Origin of the sequence: Terrilactibacillus tamarindi (assembly GCF_009718825.1) — a bacterium.
GTDB lineage: Bacteria > Bacillota > Bacilli > Bacillales > Sporolactobacillaceae > Terrilactibacillus > Terrilactibacillus tamarindi.
In genome coordinates this window covers 133,965-155,017 of sequence record NZ_WNHB01000004.1, presented here as the reverse complement: position 1 = coordinate 155,017, position 21,053 = coordinate 133,965, and the positions used below count along the sequence as shown (strand labels likewise).

Genomic DNA, 21,053 nt, shown 5'->3' with positions numbered 1-21,053 from the left:
AGATAACCTCCAAACTTCTGGACACATGGCACGGTGACGATTCTAAGATGAAATATATTCCAACTTTTTTAATATATAAAAAATTGAAACAATAGGAACAGTTTTATTTTCACATAACTAAAAATAAAACTCAACTATTATATCAATAATTCATTCAACGTTTTGTTAACTCCCACTTTTCAAATAATTGATCGACTTTCCGAACAATTTGCTTTTCAGACATGGTCACGAGTTCACCATCCCTTACAATCTCTTTCCCATCAACGATCACATTTTTTATGGCATTGGGTTGTAATGAATAAACCACATTTGCAAAAAGTTCGGTTTTTGGGGATAATGACAAATCGTTTAGATCTAAACAAATGAAATCGGCCTTCATGCCAGGTTTTAATTCCCCGACTGGGAGTCGCAGCATTTTAGCACCGTTTTTAGTCCCCATATCAAATACTTGCTTGGCCGTGATACACGTACCATCAAGACGACTGACCTTTTGTAACAACGCACACATTCGCATTTCTTCAAGCACACTAATTCGATTATTGCCGCATGCGCCATCGGAACCTAATGAAATTGTAACGCCTGCTTGCGCGAGATCAGGAATTCGAGTAATCCCATCGGATAAAAACATATTGCTGGATGGACAATAAGCAAGGCTACAGTCACGTTCACCAAGCAGCTTAATCTCAGAGTCATCAAGCCAAACAAGATGAATGGCGATCATTCTTTCATCAAGGACACCGAGTGAATCTAAATAATGAACCGGCCTCAAGCCATATTTATCCATAATTTCATTTACTTCAAACATTTCCTCAGCCACATGAATATGAAAAGGAGTATCAAGTTCTTCGGCCAAACGATGACCTGCTTGAATCATCTTAGGTGAAGCCGCATGTGGACTATGTGGTGCAGGTTGGATCGTGACCATGGGATCTCCCTGATACTTGATGGCTAGGTTGCGAGTACGGGTAACCGCATCATCAATCGATTCTCGGTACTGAATAGGTGCTCCTTCCCAATCATACATCGTTCGGGCCATCACAAAGCGGATACCCAAATCCTTGGCGGCTTGAATAACCGCTTCGTCATTGTGCAAACCGTTATCATGGATGTAGAAAAAATCACTGACGGTTGTCGCACCATACTTTAGCATTTCACCAAAAGCAAATAACGCTCCTGTATAAATGGCTTCTTCATCCATTAATGGCGTACAACGGTATAATGCTTCATCCCGCCATTCTAGAAAAGGACGATCAATCGCCATGCCACGTAATAAACTTTGAAAGGAATGATTATGGGCATTAATGGTTCCAGGTATGATGGCCTTATCTTGATAAAGAACCTGCTCAACTCCATGATATTTTCCTTTCATTTGTTCTACTGGACCAATATCCTTAATGAGACCTTTTTCGACTAGCATGGCCTGATTTTTTTTAAATTGGTCATCCATATATATTTCGTTTGCTATAAACAGTTGGGACATCACGAGCCCTCCTTATTATTTAAAGACTGATCAAGTAATAGTAAGGTATGGAGCATTGTATTCGCTGCTTTTTCTATATCATCCATACCTGTGAATTCATCTGGGCAATGACTCTTTCCATTTTGACTCGGTACGAATATCATTCCACTTCGCGTGATGGTTGCCATATGGGTCGCATCATGGCCCGCCATACTCCCTAAACGCAACGTTTTAAGAGATAATTGCTTAGCTGCTGTTTCAATCGAATCGATGACATCTCGATCCATTGGAGAGGGAGGTTGATTAAGAAACACCTGTCTATCTAATTTCATATGCTTTCTATTTTGGAAAACTCGTTTCAAGGCACACTCCCAAGATGAGACAACCTGCCTTATCTCCTCCTCTGTTTTCCCTCGAATTTCAACGGTCAATTCCACTTCCTCGGGAATGATGTTGGCTGCATTTGGCTTAATATGCAGTTCACCAATGGTTCCAACAACTTCATCGGAGGGATGGTCTCGGCAAATAGATTCAAGGAGAAGGATGCATTCGGAAGCTGTTGTTAGCGCATCTTTTCGATCGTTCATCATGGTTGTACCTGCGTGATTGGCTTCTCCAATAATTCGTAGTTTTTCACGATAGATGCCTGTAATGGATGTCACAACACCTATTGGAATTTGATTTCTTTCTAATCGTTTACCTTGCTCGATATGTAATTCTAAGAATGCCGCAATCGTTTTTGAATCTATTTGGGCACGTTCTATATTGTCAAAATCTCCTCCAGCTGAGTTCAATGCGACTTCAAGAGGTAGACCTTCTTTATTTTTTATCCCTTTAATATCCTTCGCTCGCAGGCGTTTTGTCACGATTCGGCTGCCAAAGGTCGATAAGCCAAAAGGATTCGGTTCTTCAGCTGAAAATGAAACACACGTAAATGGATGTCTTGTTTCTTTTCCAGCCTCATAAAGTCTTGTCATAATTTCTAAACTAATTAAAACGCCAAGGGCCCCGTCATATATTCCACCATTTGGTACTGAATCAATATGGGAACCAAATGTGATATGGGGTAAGCCTTCATATCCTTTCCTTGTAGCCCAAATGTTTGCTGCTTCATCTACTTTTACATTTAGATTAATGGCTTTAAATTGTTCAATTAACCATTTTCTCGCTTCAAGTTCCGCTGGGGTAAAGGTCGTTCGATCAATGCCACCTTCTTCATTCCTACCAAATTGTGACAGAATCTTAAGCTGGTTTTCCAATCGATTTCGGTTAATGGATAGATTGGTAGTTATCAAGCATTCTCCCCTCCTGAACAAGGACCTGGCCTTTCTTGATCACCGTTTGTACAAGGTTGACGCCATAATTGTATTGGAGAATTTGATAATTCTTAGCATCAAATAATACCAAGTCTGCTTGTTTTCCAACTTCAAGACTACCAATCGTGTCCGCTTTATCAATCGCATGAGCTGCATTAATAGTACAAGCTGTTATCACTTCCTCCGGTGTCATACCCATCGTGAGACAGGCTAAATTCATGACAAGCAGGAGCGATTCAGTTGGCGAGGAACCTGGATTACAATCGGTTGCTAAGGCTACGGCCATGCCACTATCGATCATTCTTCTTGCTCTTGCAGGTGTAGTCATAAGGAAGAAGGCGGTACCTGGCAGAAGGGTCGCAATGACTTTTTTATTGGCCATATCTTGAATACCTTGATCGGACGCTTTTAACAAGTGATCTGCTGACACCGCTTCTAACTTCGCCGCAAGTTCAGCTCCACCAAATGCCTCAATTTCATCTGCGTGAATTTTAGGTTTTAATCCATATTCAATCCCTGCATTCAATATTCTTTCAGATTGCTCAAGCGTGAAGACACCATCTTCACAAAAAACATCACAAAACTCAGCCAACTTATCTTTTGCAACACGAGGTAATAGTTCTTTAATAAGCAAATCAATATATCCTTCTGGATCCTCTTTAAATTCAACCGGTACAGCATGGGCTCCCATAAAAGTCGAAACGACGTCGACAGGGTGGCGTTCATTTAATTGTTTAGCCACATGTAACTGCTTTAACTCATCTTTGACATTAAGACCATAGCCACTTTTTGCTTCAACGGTTGTTACGCCGTGTTTTATAAATTTATCAAGTCGTTCAGCTGATTGATCGAATAATGTTTCCTCTGATGCTTTTCTTGTTTCTGCCATCGTGCTTAGAATACCACCGCCTTGTTTATGAATTTCAATATATGTGGCGCCTTTCAGTCTCATTTCGAGCTCATTTTCTCGGCTGCCTGCATAAACAAGGTGAGTATGTGGATCGATTAAACCAGGAGTGACAAGCTTACCACTCGCATCGATGGTCTTAATGTCTTCCTTTTTGTCGTTTTTAAGATAGTCCATCGCCTCCTGGTCTGTGCCCACGAAAGCGATGATGCCATCTTTCACTACAACACTTCCATGCTCAATCAATCCTAAGTCCTTCATCGATTGACCTGCCCTAGGCTCTTTACTTCCTTTCATCGTAACAACCTGCGCTGCATTTTTAACATAAAGTATGTGATTCATTAGGCGTTCATTCCTTTACTATTTCAGTATGAAAAAATTCAAGCTTCGCTATTAGCCATTTCTATTGTCGAGCCCATCCCTTACCTCAATCTTAAAAAGCTTAATTCGATAAATCGAGTTTTTCTATGAGGTCATCATCTACTAAATAAGGAATCGTCAAATGATTTTCACCTTTATATTTATCATTGAATTCAACAGCCGTTTCTATAGAATGTTCATTCCGTGCCCAGCTTCTTCTAGCTACACCACCCATAACATCCCAAAGAATCGCGCTTTTTATAATTTCATCCACACGTTCACTTCCATCGAGAACTAAACCAAAACCGCCATTAATAGATTTACCAATCCCAACGCCACCTCCATTATGAAGGGCAACTAGGCTCATACCACGAGCAGCATTTCCCGCAAAACATTGGATGGCCATGTCTGCCATAACGTTACTGCCATCTTTAATATTGGCGGTCTCTCTAAAAGGCGAATCTGTACCACTCACATCATGATGATCGCGTCCAATCATGACGGGTCCAATCTCTTTGTTTCTGACCATGTCATTAAACTTTAAGGCAATAGCCATTCGACCTTCCGCGTCCTGATAGAGGATTCTGGCTTTCGTTCCAACAACAAGCTCATTCTTTTCCGCATCTCGTATCCAGTTGTAGTTGTCACGGTCTTGATATCTTCTATTTGGGTCTATGCAACTCATCGCGGCTTGGTCTGTTTTATGCAAGTCAGAATCTTTACCGCTGAGACATACCCATCTAAACGGGCCATACCCGTAATCAAATAATTGTGGGCCCATGAGATCTTCAACATAAGATGGCAGCGTAAAACCATCCTTCTCATCTACTCCATTCTTAGATATTTCTTTCGCTCCTGCATCATATACCGCCTTTAAGAAGGAGTTACCATAATCGAAAAAGTAGGTTCCACTCGCTTTACATGCTTTTATTAATTCATAATGACGGAGTAAACTTTTATCAACTAAGCGTTTAAATTTGTTTCTATCCTCGCTTAATAACCGTGTTCTTTCTTCAAATGTAACACCCTGAGGACAATAACCTCCTTCATATACAGCATGACATGAGGTTTGATCAGATAATAAATCAATTTTAATACCGTGTTCGACTGCATATTCAAGTAAATCGACAATATTGCCATGGTAAGCAATTGAGATGGTTTCCCCTTTAGCAAGAAACTCCTTTGCTATTTTAAACACTTGTTCTCGATCATCTGAACAAACTGTTACCCAGCCTTGTTTCAGACGTGTGTCGATACGAGATTTATCAACTTCAGCAATGATCCCGACCCCATTCGCAATTTCGACTGCTTTTGGCTGAGCTCCACTCATGCCTCCTAGTCCCGAGCTAACAAATAGATGAGAAGTTAGATCTCCTTCATTAGGAATACCTAATTCAAGACGCCCTGCGTTTAGCAAGGTATTGTAGGTTCCATGAACGATGCCTTGTGGTCCAATATACATCCAGCCACCTGCTGTCATTTGGCCATAATTAGCCACACCCATTTGTTCTGCAATCTCCCAATCTTCAAGGTTATCAAACATGCCTATCATCATGGCGTTCGTTAAAATGACACGAGGGGCATTTTCTCTCGTTTTAAATAAACCGAGTGGGTGACCAGATTCAATCACTAGAGTTTGATCAGCCTCCATGATTTCTAGATACTTTTTAATCAACCGATATTGCATCCAGTTTTGACACACGCTTCCCGTTTCCCCGTAGGTAACAAGTTCATAGGGGTATAATGCGACCTCAAAATCTAGGTTGTTATCAATCATTACTTGAAAAGCCTTGCCTTCAGTACAACGGCCTTTATATTCATCAATCGGTTTTCCGTAAATACTACCTTCTGGACGAAAGCGATAGCCATAGATTCTTCCGCGTGTTTTTAATTCATTTAGAAACTCCGGAAGCAATTCCTCATGATATTTTTCTGGTATATATCGAAGTGCATTTCTTAATGCTGTCTCTGTTTGCTTTTCATTTAAAGAATAGCCTCTATCTGGTGCGCGTCTTATCCCTTGAACAAAAGCTGGCATGTCAGGCAACGCTTCATCTAACGTTAAGTTCATCGTATTGATCACTTTTTGGTTATTGTCCATGTAAATAAACTCCTTTATTTTGAATTTAGATATTTGCTTACCTGAACCCTATTTTTCTAAAATAATAAAATTGATGTCTTGGTTTAATTATGAGGGGGCTTTCTCATGACACACCTTCGTTAATATAAACTTTCCACTCTTCAGCCAAAATTCCTTTTTCAATTTTTTGAATATCCAGAGAAAAAATGCGATCCTTCGTGATTGTTGGGGCTTTTGATCTTATAAAATCGTAAATGGCTTTTGTATAGGAGGCGAGTTTTTCTGGACCTCTGTAATCTGCTGCTTGCGCTGCACAAAGGGCTTCAATCGCCACCACTCGTCTCGTATTTTGAATTATAAGATGGGCATGCCTGGCTGCAGTTGTCCCCATGCTAACGTGATCTTCTTGATTCGCCGAAGACGGAATCGAATCGACGCTAGAAGGATGCGCTAATGTCTTATTTTCTGAAACAAGTGATGCAGCCACATATTGGGTAATCATCAAGCCCGATTCCAATCCTGGATCTGCACTTAAGAAAGGGGGAAAATCATTTAATTGTGGATTCACCAAACGTTCCACTCTTCGTTCAGCTATACTAGCAGTCTCAGAAAGCGCAATTCCAAGAAAATCCATAGCAAAGGCTACCGGTTGACCATGGAAATTCCCTCCTGATATGACATGGCCGCTATCTGAAAAGACTAAAGGATTATCCGTTGCCGCATTAATTTCAATCGCAAGGGTGTCTTTTACATAGTTTAGAACTCGGTGAATAGCGCCATGGACTTGAGGTATACATCTAAGTGAATAAGCATCCTGTACACGAATATCTCCTTGCCGTGTTGTTAAATGGCTATCATCAACAAAACCAAGAATGCGACTCGCCACCTCTTGTTGCTCGGGGTAAGGGCGAACTTGGTGAGACTCTGGGAAAAATGGGTCTGTAATTCCTCTCAGCGACTCAAGTGTTAGAGCAGCGACACTGTCCGCAAACATTGCCAAATCTCTTGCTTCGAGATAACTTACAACGCCAATCGCGGTCATTGCTTGTGTTCCATTAATTAAGGCTAAACCTTCTTTTGCCTGTAAGGTGATCGGGGCGAGTCCGCACTTAAACAGCGCCTCTTTGCCGGACATTTTTTCGCCTTTATAAATGGCTTCTCCCTCGCCGATCAGAACCAATGCTAAATGAGATAATGGAGCTAGGTCTCCGCTTGCGCCAAGCGATCCTTGACTCGGAATAACAGGATGTATGCCATGATTAATACAATCGATTAGAATTTGAAGAGTTTCGTTTGTCACGCCTGAAAACCCTTTTGCCAACGCATTGGCACGTAAAAGAAGCATCCCGCGACTAACTCTTTCAGATAGCGGTTCACCGACACCACAAGCGTGACTGCGAATTAAATTGACCTGCAATTGTCCGATGTCCTTATGTGAAATGAGGGTATCACTCATCTTGCCAAAGCCTGTATTGACGCCGTAGACAACATCTCCTCTTGAAATAACGGACTCGATCGTTTGTCTGCTTCGGTTAATCTTTGCCCATGCATCTTCATGGATTTTAACGTCTTCTTTTCCATCTAATACGCTTTTGATTTGATCTAAGGTTAAGTGTCCTCCATCTAAGTACACTGTCATTTCCTTCACTCCAGACATTTTTTTAAATAACAAAAAGGAGGCCATACCAAATATACTTGGTATAACCCCCTAAATAATCACTATATGACTTTGGGTTATTCAATATTCCTAAATATTTTATAGTTTTTTGATTCACTAGGTCTTGCACTAAAATTCCTAAATGTGGTTAAATCCAAATCCTAATACATCATGCTCATAACCTTTCCTTGGGGCGCCTATCGTCCCACTTAGACAAACACATATCCATTCATCTTTGTTATGAGCGTACTCAACTTCTCCTCTAACAATACAAAATGTTAAGCCTACCGTTCGGAGTATTTCACCAAATTGTACAGTCCCTCTTCCTACACCTTGAATGGCTTCTATAATAGCATGGTAAAGAGCATGAATTTCACGATAGGAATTCGCATCTATGACATGTTTCGCCTTAGCACTCGTCTCAACTGCAGCTACAATTTTCGATAAGTCCATGGCTCCGACTTTTCCAATCGTATACTTGTAACCACGTTCTTTCATTTCAGCTTCAATAACATGCTTCCACTTGTGATTATGCAACAATGTACATAATGACGTTAATTGACCCATAGTAAATTGTGACTCTGACATAATCTTAACCCCTCTCATTGGCTGCATCTATTAGATGTTCTGTTATTTGAAAGTTTAAGTATGAGTGGGTTACATATTATTTATATAATATTTCATATTTTTGATATTTTCAATTCTATTGTCAGAAAATCTAACAAAGTTTTTTATCTATGAGTTAGAAAGCATTTAAACTTTTTGAAAGATCCGGACGAATATAGGCATGACATCATGTTCAATTACCCATACTTTAATTAAAAATTCGTATGACTTATAACTAACTTGCAAGCCAGCCTCCATCAACAATAATGGTTTGTCCTGTAATATAATCAGATACTGAGCTCGCTAAAAAGATGACCGTGCCTGCTAAATCTTTAGAAGTCCCGACCCTCCCGATAGGAATTCGATTTTCGATCCACCTTCTATGTTCTTCATCCTCAAAGAAAGGTTTAGTCATATCGGTTAAGAAATATCCAGGTGCAATCGCATTAACTTGAATGTTGTACTGACTGAGCTCAATGGATAAGGTTTTCGTAAATTGTAAAACAGCACCTTTAGAAGCACAGTAAACGGTAGAACCAGCAAGTCCAATATAGCTGCCTAATGAGGCTATATTAATAATTTTTCCTTGTTTTTGAAGAATCATCTGCTTGGCTACTGCTTGTGATAAAAAATAAGCCCCTTTCATATTAACGGACATAATGGCATCATACTCATCAGGTGTTACATCAATAAAATCTTTAGCAATTTCTGTTCCCGCATTATTTATCAAAATATCAATTCGGCCAAATAAGGAAATAATCTTTTCTATCGGTGTCTCTATATTATTAACATCACTAATATCTAATGATAAAGCCATGGACTCGGGACTCTCCTTATGAATTAAGGCGACCGTTTCATCTAAAGCTTCTTTATTCCGACCAATACAAACGCAGGTGCATCCGGCGCTTGCAAGAGCTTCTGCATACCCACGGCCCAACCCTTTCCCTGCTCCAGTAATAACCGCTATTTTGCCTTTGAGGTGAAATAAATCATCGATCTTTATCCTTCTCGCCCCCTTCCTTCTAATCCACTATTTTAATTTCTTCTGATTCTGCAACTCGACCAATATTTCTCGTTTATACTTTAAAAAATTCTCTGAAAGCTGAACGTTCCAATCCCTCGGTTTTGGCAATTCAATGTTTATTTCTTTTGCCATTCGGCCAGGTTTTGCCGACATCACATACACCCGATCTGAAAGGTAGATCGCTTCATCGACGTCGTGTGTCACAAACAAAACACTTGAACGCGCTTCTGTGAATACTTTAAGTACTAAATCTTGCATTTCTTTTCTTGTTTGAGCATCTAATGCTCCAAATGGCTCATCCATTAATAATAGGTTTGGTTTATATACTAATGCCCGAGCAATGGCGACTCTTTGCTGCATACCGCCCGACATTTGAGAAGGATAAACATCTTCAAATCCCTTTAACCCTACTAACTCAAGAAAATGGTAGGCTAATTCTTTTTTCTTTTGTTTTGTTTTTGTTCTGTCTTTTTTCAAAGCAAAGGCTACATTTTCCCATGCGTGCATCCAAGGGAGAAGACTATACTGTTGGAAAACCACTCCCCGATCTCTGCCCGGTTTAGAGATTTCTTTATCTCTTAGTAAGATTTTTCCTTCACTTACTTTATCCAATCCAGCCACTAAACGAAGTAAGGTTGATTTACCGCAGCCAGATGGACCTAGTAAAGAAACAAATTCATGTTCTCCGACGGTAAGATCGATTTGATCTAATGCCAAAAATGTTTTTTTCTTATCTCTAAATTCTTTAACAACATTCTGAGCCACTAATTCACTTACTGCCATAACAACCTCCTATTGATTCCCTCTCTTTAACTAGTTGCTAATCTTTTCTCTTTCTCTCCAAGGAAACATGATTTTTGCTAGATAACTAAACAGTAAATCTGTCACTAGCCCAAGAATTCCGATCACAAGAATGCCTAATATGATTGTTTCAGTTGATAAGTATCTTTGCGCCTGCATAATACGAAAACCGAGTCCTGACGAAGCAGCCACTAGCTCTGCAACGACCAGATACGTCCACGCCCATCCCCAAATGGTTCTTAATGTATCCCAAATACTAGGCAGTGCAGCACGGAATATAATATCTTTAATAATTTCAAATTTATTAAGCCCTAATGTCAATCCAACTTCTACAACCGATTTTTTGACCGTTTTACAATTATCTGCAATCATAATAACGGCTTGAAAAAAGACACCTATGAATATGATAAAAAATTTTTGCAGATCCGATGTTCCAAACCATAGAATCGAGAGTGGAATAAAGGCCACAGCTGGCATATAACGGATGAATCCAACCAATGGCTCCCAAAAAGCATTCCAGTATTTAGAGGTCCCCATTAAAACACCAATAGGTAGGGCAAAAATGGTTGAGAGAACAAAGCCCATTAATATCCGATAAAAGCTCATCTCTATATCTAGGAACAGGGTCCCATCATCTAGTTGCTTTTTGGCTTCTAGTAAAACTTGCGTTGGCGTAGGCAAAAACAAAGCATCCACGAGACCGGTATAAGTCACAAGTGCCCAGGCCGCCAACACAAGTAAAATGCCAGAAGCCGAAATTAATCTTAATTTACCCATGATAGCCTCCATTTTTAGACTTTAGACGATGTTAAATTCTAACAAACCAAGTTCTACTTTATTGCAAGAATATTTTGCACGTTAACATCATGTTTGAATTTTTCTTGTGAGGAAAGAATTCCTTTAATTTTCTCAATATTTTTCGTTAGATCGCCTGAATCCATAAGTTGTTGTTGTTCGTCAATACTAAAAAATTTAATTCCTTCCAAAATTGGCGGTAAATCTTCAACGGCGCTTCCTGTGCCCTTGGCGACAATTTCATTTCCTTTATCAGGGTTTTTCTTCCAATAATCTAACGCTTCTTGCCAGACTTTTTCTAGTTTATCTTGTAATTTAGGATTTTCTTTTAAGAAAGAGCTTTTGGCTACGGTCATATCACTTATTAAACCCGGAGCATCTGAACCAGAATAGACCGCATGAACATCTTTGTTTTTATTTTTTATTTCACTGATGTATGGCTCATAAGTTACCGCTGCATCAACTTTGTTTGAAGCAAGGGCAATTCCTGCATCTGCGGCAGAAGATAAGACGACTTGGAAGTCTTTTGAAGTTAGGTTGTTGTCTTTTAATGCTTGTTTAAAGAGGAGATCTGATGTCGTTCCTTCTTCATAAGCAACTTTCTTTCCTTTTAAATCTGCAAATGATTGATACTTTCCAGAAGTAATCATTGCGTCAGCCTTCGTTGACTCATCCAAAAATACAATTGATTTAATATCTAATCCATTTTGTCCAACCATTCTTAATGCCGTATGAGAAGCAATATTAGCTAACTGAATATCATCAGAAGCGAAAGCAGCATTTAGATCCGCATCTTGCTTAAACGATACTAATTTAACATTTATTTTATATTTCTTAAAAAGACCCGTTTCTTCTGCAATATACCACGGCGCATAGCCTGTCCAAGGTAAAAGACCCATTTTATACGTCGGTGTGTCTCCCCCTGAACTAGTTCCTTTAGAATTACATCCAGCCAACATGGTTAGTACTAGACTTAAAACAGCAATAAATCCAATTAGTTTTTTCATTTTAATCCCCCATATTCATTATTTTTTTTATTTATATATAAAAGCGTCATTTAATAAAGCATCATTTTTGAAGGGAAAAGTCGTTTTCCAGTTATAAATGTGCCTTTTTAAAGAAGCTATTTATCCCGCCTTAACGGTTAGTAAGACCCCCACCTCAAAATTCTGAGTATTCAAAGAAGATAGGTGGGGGATCAACTGCCCGTAAAGGTCCGATTGGTTCAGCTAACCATCAGTGGGGGATGAAGAAAACCCCCACTGTTGGAAGTTTCACTTTATTCGTAAACAAATTAATTCCGTTCTCTTAATGCTTTAGCGTGCGTTTCAAAACCCTCAATATCAGCAAATTTAGCGGCATAATTTTTGATGGTATCAAACCCGCTTTTTGTGACATAACCAATAGAACTTCGTTTTAAAAAGTCATGAATGGACACGGCAGAAATCGTTTTAGCATATTGTCCTGTTGGCAAGGTGTGATTGGGACCAACCACGAAATTAAATAGAGAGGTTGCTGAATAATCTCCTAGTAGTATTTCACCTGCATTTTTTATTTCATTTAGTAATTCAAATGGTTGTTCGACCATTAATTCAATATGTTCTGGTGCATAGTCATTGGCAAAATCTATAGATTCATGTAAATTATTAGTAACAATAATTCCACCATAATTTGTTAACACTGTTTCTACGAACTGTTTTCTTATCTCGCTATTCAATGAATCTATTAATAGATGGACTTGCTCTTCAACTTGATCTGCCACTTCTTGGCTATGTGTGACGAGTAAGGCGGCACTATCTGGACCATGTTCTGCTTCAATTAATAAATCCAGAGCCGCTTTCTTCGGATCTGCATGCTCGTCGGTGAGAATAATGGATTCACTAGGTCCAGCTGGAACACCTGAATCAATGTATTCTCTAAGATGTAATTTAGCTGCCGTAACAAAAGAACTACCGGGTCCAATGACTTTTGAACATTTTGGTATCGTTTCTGTTCCGAAAGCAACGGCTGCAATCGACTGAGCTCCGCCTACCTTATAGACGTCATGAATTCCCAGAATCTTTGCCGCGTACAATATGGCTGGATCAACCTTACCTTCTTTATTTGGAGGCGTGATGACAATTATTTTCTCGACACCAGCGACAGTTGCGGGCGTACCTAGCATAAGAAGAACTGAAGGAAAACTTCCTTTGCCTCCTGGTACGTAGCATGCCACATCAGATATTGGTGTGACTTTTTCACCCGCCATGACCCCTTTTTCCATCTCCATCATCCACATAGGTTCAGGTTTTTGGGCTTCATGGAATCGTCGAATGTTTCGTGCAGCGTATTGAATCACTTCTTTCATTTCATCATCTAATAGTCGCTCTGCTTCACTAAATTCTTCGAAACTTACCGCAATTTTTTCTTTATCTAGCTTCACTCGATCAAACTTTTCCGTATAGTCTAATATGGCTTGATCTCCATTATTTCTTACACCTTCACAAACAGGTTGGATTAATTTTATTTGTTCCGATATATCAAAGCTTGCTCTATTAAGAATCTTAGCTTTCAATTCTTCAGATGTTTGATCCCAAATAAATCTATTTATTTTAACCGTATTTAGCGCCATCTTAAACTTCCTTTCTCGTAGATTCTGTACCACTTTATAGCTTTGCTACTTTATTGTACCAAAACATTGACAATATTTTTATACTTTTTAAAATAATGACTATATGACTTTCAATTTGATATTTGGCTCCACTGCAATAAAGCCATGTTATCAGGTGATTCATTAACAAAGCCAAATTAATAGATTCGTCCAGATTTATTTTTCTCGACAATTTTTTTGCTTAGTGCAAAAAGGAGGCCATACCAAATAAAGGTATAACCCCCTAAATTTCTAAAAAAACACTATGGGTAAAATAAGTCATATATACTATTCTGTTTTAAAAAATATCGATGATCACTAATTGAGACTATGCTAAAATAATCCATTGTCGAACTGAGTTACTAAATGGATTTTAAATCCCATACTAAAAGTCTAGGTACATTTGTAATAATATAATATTTTATATTTTCTAATATTTCAATTAATGTGTTAAATTATCTTACACACTTTTTCAATATGTATGGTATTTTTTAAGAAACCTCCTGCCCGTATTTACCCAAAAAAACGTATTCTAAAAGCCATCTCTTAGAATACGTTTTTCAAAATATTATAGTTGCCTTTTCCAATGCCGTTGTTCTGTAATAGCTTCTATAAAGTCTTTATTAAATGCGTTCAGATCTTTCGTATTTGTTTTCGCTACAATCCCTGGTTGGTTTAGTTGCAATCCTATTTTTTCTAACAATTTAACCGCGTCATCTGCAGCCCCTATTGTTTTATAATGTTTGAAGGTTTCATAAATAAAATCTTCAACTTCTTTTTGGGCCATTAGCTTCTCAACAGATTTTTCACCACCTGCCACATAAATAGCGTCAAAAAGGACTGAGTCACTTGTTTGAAAAGTATAACTAACATCAAGTTTTTGTCCTTCATCATTTGATAGCACACCTAAGTGATTACTTACCACCTCTGGAATAGCTCCTGCTTCATTTAGAGCATCAAGGACTCCGTTAAGCTCCAGACTATTAAACCCATCTTCAGCAAGTATCGCTATTTTACTAGATTTAGGAGACTTGCTTTTGGTTTCTTGACTTAATGCTGGTGAATTTAATGTTACCGTTGATTCATGGTTACTTATTGAGCCATCCACACCAACATTGCTAGCTATTTCTTTTGCTAACTCGTAATCAACATGGCTAAATAAATCAACAACTTGTTTTCTTATACCCTTATTTTTTACTTTTCCCACTTCAAAACAGAAGGCTGATAGTATATGTTCTTTCTCTACATCTGTCATGCTGTTCCAAAACATTTTGGCTTGAGAAAAATAGTCGTTAAAACTATCACTGCGTGTTCGAACCTTTCTCCCTTCCACTTTTTCTTGATAATGGACATATCCACCTTCTTCTTCAGTTGATGTGGCAGGTGTATTATTTTGGAGAGAGTTTTTGTGATATGAAACAGGGCCCTTATTTATTGTCATCCTATGATAACCATCATTTTGATGATTATGAAATGGACATACAGGCCTATTGATAGGAATTTCATGGAAGTTAGGCCCGCCCAGGCGTGTCAATTGTGTATCCGTATATGAGAATAAGCGCCCTTGAAGTAATGGATCATTTGAAAAATCGATACCAGGAACAACATTTCCAGGATGAAAAGCCACTTGTTCAGTTTCTGCAAAATAATTATCTGGATTTCGATTGAGGGTCATTTTACCAATAATTTTAACTGGAATGACTTCTTCTGGCCAAAGCTTTGTTGGATCCAATATATCAAAATCAAAACGAAATTCATCCTCTTCTTCGATCATCTGAACACCAAGCTCAAACTCGACAGCTTGACCCATTTCAATCGCTTCATATAGATCACGACGGTGAAAGTCAGGGTCTTTACCTGCTATTTTTTGAGCTTCATCCCATACGAGAGACCTCACACCTAATTTTGGTTTCCAATGAAATTTAACAAAACGTGATTTCCCCTCTTGATTCACAAAACGAAACGTATGTACCCCAAAACCTTCCATCATTCGATAACTTCTGGGAATGGCCCGATCAGACATTGCCCACATGACCATATGAGCGGATTCTGGATTATTGGCAACAAAATCCCAAAAAGTATCATGTGCAGTCTGAGCTTGTGGTATTTCATTATTTGGTTCAGGCTTGAATGAATGAACAAGATCCGGAAACTTAATTGCATCTTGAATAAAGAATACCGGAATATTATTCCCAACTAAATCATAATTTCCTTCCTCAGTATAAAACTTCGTCGCAAACCCACGAACATCCCTCACAGTATCCCCAGATCCTCTGGAACCCGCAACTGTGGAAAAACGGACGAACACAGGTGTTTTCACGGAAGGATCTTGAAGAAATTTCGCTTTTGTAAATTCAGCCAATGATTCATAGACTTGGAAATATCCATGGACACCATAACCACGAGCGTGTACAACGCGTTCTGGAATTCTTTCATGATCAAAATGCATGATCTTTTCTCTTAGATAAAAATCTTCCAATAACGATGGACCTCGTTCTCCAGCCTTTAGCGAATTTTCATCATCAGATACTTTAAGACCTTGATTCGTCGTCATTTTTTGACCATTGTTATCTTTGGTAAAAGAATCTAATTGTTTCTTCTTGCTTGTTTCCTCAACTGATTTTTTTTCCTGTTCTTTGCTCATCTTATTTCCTCCCATTTGCCTATTCTATTTGCGAAAGCCTTCATTAAAAATAGAGGATTGGTTAAATTTCACATTATTTGTCTTATACTTTTTCCTTTACCCTTCTACTTTTGATCTAAAACATGAGACTCTACTTTATTTATAGTAGAGTCTCTTTCGATTAAACATGTACTTGTTCTTTTGTTGGAGGAGCCATAAAGGTTGGTCTTCCAATCGGTTCTTTAATATATTTATTTAAAATTTTATCGATATCTTGCATATCTTCCTCGGTTAATACCCAATTGTCAATTCGATTTAAAGTTTCCAATTGATCCGGATGACGTACACCTCTTAAAGCAATGCCCGTTACTGATTTATCAAGTACCCAGCGAACAGCTAAGTCTATGATAGGACGATTAAAACGTTCTTTGGCAAACGTTTTTAATTCTTCAACTGTAGCTATATATTGACTAAATTGAGGTTCTTGGAATTTAGGATCTTGCTCTTTTCTCATATCACCTTTATTAAACTTTCTATCCTTTGTCATTTTACCGGATAACAAACCACGACAAATACTGCTATATAGAAAAGGTGTGATGTTATTTTGAATGCAATACGGAATAACTTGTTTTTCAGCATCTCGTTCGAACATATTATATGGAGGCTCTGCCACATGAATAGGCGACACTTTTTTAAATTGCTCCATTTGATCGACACTAAAATTACTTACGCCAATCGCTCTAATTTTACCAGCATCATATAACTCTTTCATTGCTTCAGCTGTTTCTTCAACTGGAACCAATGGATCTGGCCAGTGTACAATGTAAACATCCAGATAATCCGTTTGTAAACGTTTTAGCGTATCATTAATTTCAGAAGTGATTCTTTCTTTTGAGCCATCTCGAAAAACTTGTCCTTTCTTCCAGTCCAATCCTGGTTTGCCGGCAATAAGGACTTTATCCCTGTTCCCTGTTTCTTTTAATGCTTGACCGATCAATTCTTCAGAGTGCCCCATTCCATAGTCTGCCGCTGTATCAATAAGATTAATACCTTGACCGAGTGCAGCATGGATCGTCTTTATGGAATCATTGTCATCAGAGCCACCCCAAGAGGAACCTCCGATAGGCCAACCACCAAACCCGATGCGAGATGCTTTCATGTTCGTGTTCGAAATGTTGATATATTCCATTCATTAACACTCCTTCATGTTATATTTCTGCAATCTACGAGGTCTGCGGTATTCTATTGTCTTAAATACACTACCACGCATGGTGTTGTATGAAACATATTTTGGTAATTATGTTCTATTAAAAAAAGTGAAGGTTAACTTTACTGAAGAAGTGATAGAGGAAGGCACGTTGGTTAATGTTCAGGTTAAATAATGACCTATTTAACGAATAAAGTTATAAAAAGAACCCTTTGTGCCGGATTCCAAAACAGAATTCGAACAAAGGGTTTTTTAACTAAGCAAATGACTCTCGCTTGTTTATCTTTGCATTTAAAATTGGTATTAAGGTATTAGATTGTACGATCCTTTTCTTCAATCATCCGTTTACATACTTCATAACATTCATCAATGTGAGACTTTCCAAGGTATCTCATAGCGGCATAACTAATACTTGCGGACACTGCTTGTCCAGCAATCGGAACATATTTTGTCACTTGTTTAACAGCCATATGTTTTCCTACCTTTTTTAACAACATGGTGACTGTTTTTTTAGATATAATTTTACCCGCAAGTTGGGTCCCAGCTGATGTAAGAATCACCATGATTTGTGCCTTCACAGATGCATCTAATTTTCCAATTTGTCCTGGGGATAATCCAAATTTATGATTAATTTTATTAAGTAAATTCATCATAAGTGCCATATCAGCTCCAATATCTACGCCAGGAAGGGGAACAACAGCTGCGATAGCTGAAATAGAAGCTCGCTTATTGACTAATGTTTGACACTCATTTTGAATTTTATCTAATTGAGACATGGTAGTTGGTATCATGGTACCCTCCATTAAATACAACTTTTTTTACATTATTCCTTTAGTTAATCATTGATAAACATAAGCGAGGGGTCCAGTAGCTGTTTCTTGTTATGAATGACTTTCTCGGTTCACAGATCAAGGCTAATAGGTATAACTGGAATAAGTTTAGTACTTATAACGTCAAAAACATATCTAATCATTTAGATATGTTTTTGACGTTATTATCGTGCTTTTTCTTTTTTAATTTGTTTACTTCTCAATTGACCGCAAGCCGCATCAATATCTGTCCCATGTTCCTTACGTACAACACAGTTAATGCCTTTTTTCTGAAGCGTTTCATAAAATGTTTGAATGGCTTCTGGTGTACTTCGTTGATATTGGTCATGCTCGTATACTGGGTTATAAGGAATTAGATTCACATAGGCAAGATGCCGTTTATTCGCAAGTAATTTGGCAAGCTGCAAGGCTTCTTCTTTATGGTCATTGACATCTTTTAATAAAATATATTCAAATGTAATTCGACGATTTGTTTTCTTTAAATAGTAATCGACTGCTTGCATCAATTTTTCCAATGGAAAGGCCTTATTGATTTTCATTATTCGTGTGCGAAGATCATCATTGGGTGCATGCAAAGAAATCGCGAGGTTCACTTGTAAATTAAGATCCGCAAACTCATAAATTTTATGTGCGAGTCCACTGGTTGACACGGTTATATGTCTCGCTCCGATAGCTAACCCTTGCTGAGAATTAATGATAGTCAAAAAATCAACGAGATGGTCAAAATTATCAAATGGCTCGCCAATACCCATAACAACGATATGACTCACCCGTTCCTCTTTTCCTTCTTGATCAAAATGATGTTGCACATTCATAATTTGTTCGACGATTTCACCGCTTGTTAAATCACGATTCTTTTTCAATAATCCGCTTGCACAAAAAGTACAGCCGATATTACACCCTACTTGCGTCGTTACACAAACGGATAGGCCATATTTTTGTCTCATTAACACCGTTTCAATCAAATTACCATCCTGCAATTGGAATAAAAATTTTATTGTACCGTCGGCTGATTCCTGTTTGATTTGCTGTTTCAATGTATGCAACACAAAGTGATCTTCTAAAAGTTGAATGCATGCTTTATTAACATTATTCATGTCAGAGAAGGCTGTCACTCTTTTGACATAGATCCAGTCCCATATTTGCTTTGCCCGAAAGGCTTTCTGTCCATGTTCGACCAGCCAATTGGTTAATTTATCAAACGTTAATCCGTAAATGGATTCTTTATTCATTTAGTAACCTCATTTCATTTAGTGCATTAATTCTATACTACTCAAAATAAAGCATGGTCGCAACATCTAACGGACAATAACCCCGATATATTAGAAGAGTCTATTCCTTTTGTCGCCTAAGTCTGATCTTTTTCGCTGGTCTTTTATAATTTACACCAAGAACATCTATAAGGAAGACAAAGACCGGAATACCGACAATCAATCCCCATATGCCAAAGAAATGTTCTGAAAAAATGAGAACAACAAAGGTATAGAAGACCGGTAAATCTGTCTTTGAAGACATAAGTTTCGGATTCAAGATATAGGCTTCAAGAGCGTGGACAATGAGTATGGTTAATACCATGTAGACAACATCTTTAAATCCACCAATAGTGTAACCAATAATACACAGAGGTATTAACGAAATCACAACCCCAGCAACAGGTATTAGGCTAAGGACAAAGACCATGATAATCAAACTAAATAATTGTGGGAAATGTAGGAACCATAATACGATCGCTGTTACGGCCGTATTGACAATGGCAATAAGAAACTGCGCTTCAAGCACTTTTCCAAAAGTCCCAACAAAACGTGAGCCAAAGAAAGCGAGCTCATCATATAAAAATCCAATCTTACTATTTTTAAATCCTCTTGAAAAATGTATGAGTCTTTCTTTTTCTAGCGAGAAGAATAGACTTAATAATAGGGCTAGGAAGAAACTTATCACAAGTGAGCCAAACTGGGAAAATGAAGATAAAACGATTTTTAGGCTCGATTTCAAATAGGCATCTACATGATATTGCTGAAGTTTCTCAATCGCCAAGTTGACCAAATTTAAAATACCCGAATGACTGGTGTGTTTAAAGTAATCTATTGTTTGGTTATATAATTGCAAGGTTTGTTCAGTAATTATTGGTAAATAGATGGTTACAGCAATATAAATACCTAAAACGATTAATAAATACAAGATGACGACCACTAATTTTCTTGGTATTTTAATTGTACGATGAACGACCGTTTCCAATCTGTCAATTAAGAATGTGAAAATAAACGTTAATAAAATTAAATCAATTAAACTCCTTAATAGAAACAATATGAAAATGAGTAAAGCAAAAATAAGGATTCGCCTTATGACACTTTTATGTTTCTGAATATACGTAACTAATACATCCATAAAATCTTAATCTCCGTTTCTATTTTGGCATATTTACTAGAACAAAAGACTTACTATGTATTCAAATAAGACTTATTAAAGTTTATGGAGAATCTTTAAAATCGCTATGTATTTCAGTATTTCCTAATATAATAATTTTAACATAATTTCCGCCCACTCATTTAGAAAATTATTATTATTATAATCAGTTTGAATGACTTATATCTACTTACCTTAAAAATGAAATAAAATGCTAGTCAAAGTAGTAAAAAAACGTTGAACCTATCTGTAGATGTGATCGATACCAAGTAACGATTGAAGGCAATAGGGAAGAACGTAGCCTTTTGAATAAATAATGATAAAAAATAGGCTGCCACTAATCAATAGAGAGTAAT

16 protein-coding genes are annotated in these 21,053 nt (G+C 37.8%); all 16 read right to left on the bottom strand.

The annotated features are described in order from the left end of the window. Positions 1–154: 154 nt before the first annotated feature. The 16 genes from GMB86_RS03930 to GMB86_RS03855 all read right to left on the bottom strand — a co-directional run bounded on the left by GMB86_RS03930 (position 155) and on the right by GMB86_RS03855 (position 20,679). Complete coding sequence (locus GMB86_RS03930; RefSeq protein WP_155217010.1) at positions 155–1,480, bottom strand: amidohydrolase family protein; 1,326 nt, start codon at positions 1,478–1,480, stop codon at positions 155–157. After that, the gene (locus GMB86_RS03925; RefSeq protein ID WP_155217008.1) at positions 1,480–2,754 is read right to left on the bottom strand and encodes a Zn-dependent hydrolase; all 1,275 of its coding nucleotides are present in this window, start codon (positions 2,752–2,754) and stop codon (positions 1,480–1,482) included. Before GMB86_RS03925 ends, GMB86_RS03930 begins: the two co-directional genes overlap by 1 nt. Continuing rightward, positions 2,729–4,024 (bottom strand): imidazolonepropionase, encoded by a 1,296-nt coding sequence (gene hutI / locus GMB86_RS03920; protein WP_155217006.1) that lies wholly within the window; start codon positions 4,022–4,024, stop codon positions 2,729–2,731. Before hutI ends, GMB86_RS03925 begins: the two co-directional genes overlap by 26 nt. Positions 4,025–4,124: 100 nt before the next feature. Continuing rightward, the gene (locus GMB86_RS03915; RefSeq protein ID WP_155217004.1) at positions 4,125–6,143 is read right to left on the bottom strand and encodes a urocanate hydratase; all 2,019 of its coding nucleotides are present in this window, start codon (positions 6,141–6,143) and stop codon (positions 4,125–4,127) included. Positions 6,144–6,246: 103 nt separating this feature from the next. Then, complete coding sequence (gene hutH, locus GMB86_RS03910; protein ID WP_155217002.1) at positions 6,247–7,761, bottom strand: histidine ammonia-lyase; 1,515 nt, start codon at positions 7,759–7,761, stop codon at positions 6,247–6,249. 156 nt (positions 7,762–7,917) lie between these two features. Further along, positions 7,918–8,367: a hut operon transcriptional regulator HutP gene (gene hutP, locus GMB86_RS03905; protein WP_155217000.1), complete on the bottom strand. Its 450-nt coding sequence runs from the start codon at positions 8,365–8,367 to the stop codon at positions 7,918–7,920. Positions 8,368–8,620: 253 nt separating this feature from the next. Then, the gene (locus GMB86_RS03900) at positions 8,621–9,352 is read right to left on the bottom strand and encodes an SDR family NAD(P)-dependent oxidoreductase (protein ID WP_329602749.1); all 732 of its coding nucleotides are present in this window, start codon (positions 9,350–9,352) and stop codon (positions 8,621–8,623) included. Positions 9,353–9,415: 63 nt separating this feature from the next. After that, entirely contained in the window at positions 9,416–10,192 is a 777-nt protein-coding gene (locus GMB86_RS03895) for an ABC transporter ATP-binding protein (protein ID WP_155216996.1), read from the bottom strand. Positions 10,193–10,222: 30 nt separating this feature from the next. Continuing rightward, a complete protein-coding gene (locus GMB86_RS03890; protein WP_155216994.1) occupies positions 10,223–10,987 on the bottom strand; it encodes an ABC transporter permease in 765 nt (254 codons plus the stop codon). Between the two features lie 53 nt (positions 10,988–11,040). Beyond that, positions 11,041–12,012, bottom strand: a complete 972-nt coding sequence (locus GMB86_RS03885) for an ABC transporter substrate-binding protein (protein ID WP_155216992.1) — start codon at positions 12,010–12,012, stop codon at positions 11,041–11,043. A gap of 287 nt (positions 12,013–12,299) precedes the next feature. Then, entirely contained in the window at positions 12,300–13,616 is a 1,317-nt protein-coding gene (hisD, locus tag GMB86_RS03880) for a histidinol dehydrogenase (RefSeq protein ID WP_155216990.1), read from the bottom strand. A gap of 586 nt (positions 13,617–14,202) precedes the next feature. After that, positions 14,203–16,278 carry a catalase gene (locus GMB86_RS03875; protein WP_155216988.1) on the bottom strand — a complete coding sequence of 692 codons (2,076 nt, stop codon included), beginning with the start codon at positions 16,276–16,278 and terminating at the stop codon, positions 14,203–14,205. A 160-nt stretch (positions 16,279–16,438) separates the two neighbouring features. Then, complete coding sequence (locus GMB86_RS03870) at positions 16,439–17,446, bottom strand: aldo/keto reductase (RefSeq protein WP_155216986.1); 1,008 nt, start codon at positions 17,444–17,446, stop codon at positions 16,439–16,441. A gap of 329 nt (positions 17,447–17,775) precedes the next feature. Then, positions 17,776–18,240, bottom strand: coding sequence for a YcjF family protein (locus tag GMB86_RS03865; RefSeq protein ID WP_230458989.1), 465 nt, complete (start codon positions 18,238–18,240; stop codon positions 17,776–17,778). A 218-nt stretch (positions 18,241–18,458) separates the two neighbouring features. After that, entirely contained in the window at positions 18,459–19,526 is a 1,068-nt protein-coding gene (gene rlmN, locus GMB86_RS03860; RefSeq protein ID WP_155216981.1) for a 23S rRNA (adenine(2503)-C(2))-methyltransferase RlmN, read from the bottom strand. Positions 19,527–19,626: 100 nt separating this feature from the next. Further along, the gene (locus GMB86_RS03855) at positions 19,627–20,679 is read right to left on the bottom strand and encodes an AI-2E family transporter (protein WP_155216980.1); all 1,053 of its coding nucleotides are present in this window, start codon (positions 20,677–20,679) and stop codon (positions 19,627–19,629) included. Positions 20,680–21,053: the final 374 nt, after the last annotated feature.

What these genes read in the sequence shown, in the direction of transcription:
- GMB86_RS03870 (WP_155216986.1), bottom strand. Translation starts at nt 17,446, where the DNA reads ATGGAATATATCAACATTTCGAACACGAACATGAAAGCATCTCGCATC.
- GMB86_RS03875 (WP_155216988.1), bottom strand. Translation starts at nt 16,278, where the DNA reads ATGAGCAAAGAACAGGAAAAAAAATCAGTTGAGGAAACAAGCAAGAAG.
- GMB86_RS03890 (WP_155216994.1), bottom strand. Translation starts at nt 10,987, where the DNA reads ATGGGTAAATTAAGATTAATTTCGGCTTCTGGCATTTTACTTGTGTTG.
- hisD (WP_155216990.1), bottom strand. Translation starts at nt 13,616, where the DNA reads ATGGCGCTAAATACGGTTAAAATAAATAGATTTATTTGGGATCAAACA.
- GMB86_RS03895 (WP_155216996.1), bottom strand. Translation starts at nt 10,192, where the DNA reads ATGGCAGTAAGTGAATTAGTGGCTCAGAATGTTGTTAAAGAATTTAGA.
- GMB86_RS03885 (WP_155216992.1), bottom strand. Translation starts at nt 12,012, where the DNA reads ATGAAAAAACTAATTGGATTTATTGCTGTTTTAAGTCTAGTACTAACC.
- GMB86_RS03930 (WP_155217010.1), bottom strand. Translation starts at nt 1,480, where the DNA reads ATGTCCCAACTGTTTATAGCAAACGAAATATATATGGATGACCAATTT.
- GMB86_RS03865 (WP_230458989.1), bottom strand. Translation starts at nt 18,240, where the DNA reads ATGTCTCAATTAGATAAAATTCAAAATGAGTGTCAAACATTAGTCAAT.
- GMB86_RS03915 (WP_155217004.1), bottom strand. Translation starts at nt 6,143, where the DNA reads ATGGACAATAACCAAAAAGTGATCAATACGATGAACTTAACGTTAGAT.
- hutI (WP_155217006.1), bottom strand. Translation starts at nt 4,024, where the DNA reads ATGAATCACATACTTTATGTTAAAAATGCAGCGCAGGTTGTTACGATG.
- hutH (WP_155217002.1), bottom strand. Translation starts at nt 7,761, where the DNA reads ATGACAGTGTACTTAGATGGAGGACACTTAACCTTAGATCAAATCAAA.
- GMB86_RS03855 (WP_155216980.1), bottom strand. Translation starts at nt 20,679, where the DNA reads ATGGATGTATTAGTTACGTATATTCAGAAACATAAAAGTGTCATAAGG.
- hutP (WP_155217000.1), bottom strand. Translation starts at nt 8,367, where the DNA reads ATGTCAGAGTCACAATTTACTATGGGTCAATTAACGTCATTATGTACA.
- rlmN (WP_155216981.1), bottom strand. Translation starts at nt 19,526, where the DNA reads ATGAATAAAGAATCCATTTACGGATTAACGTTTGATAAATTAACCAAT.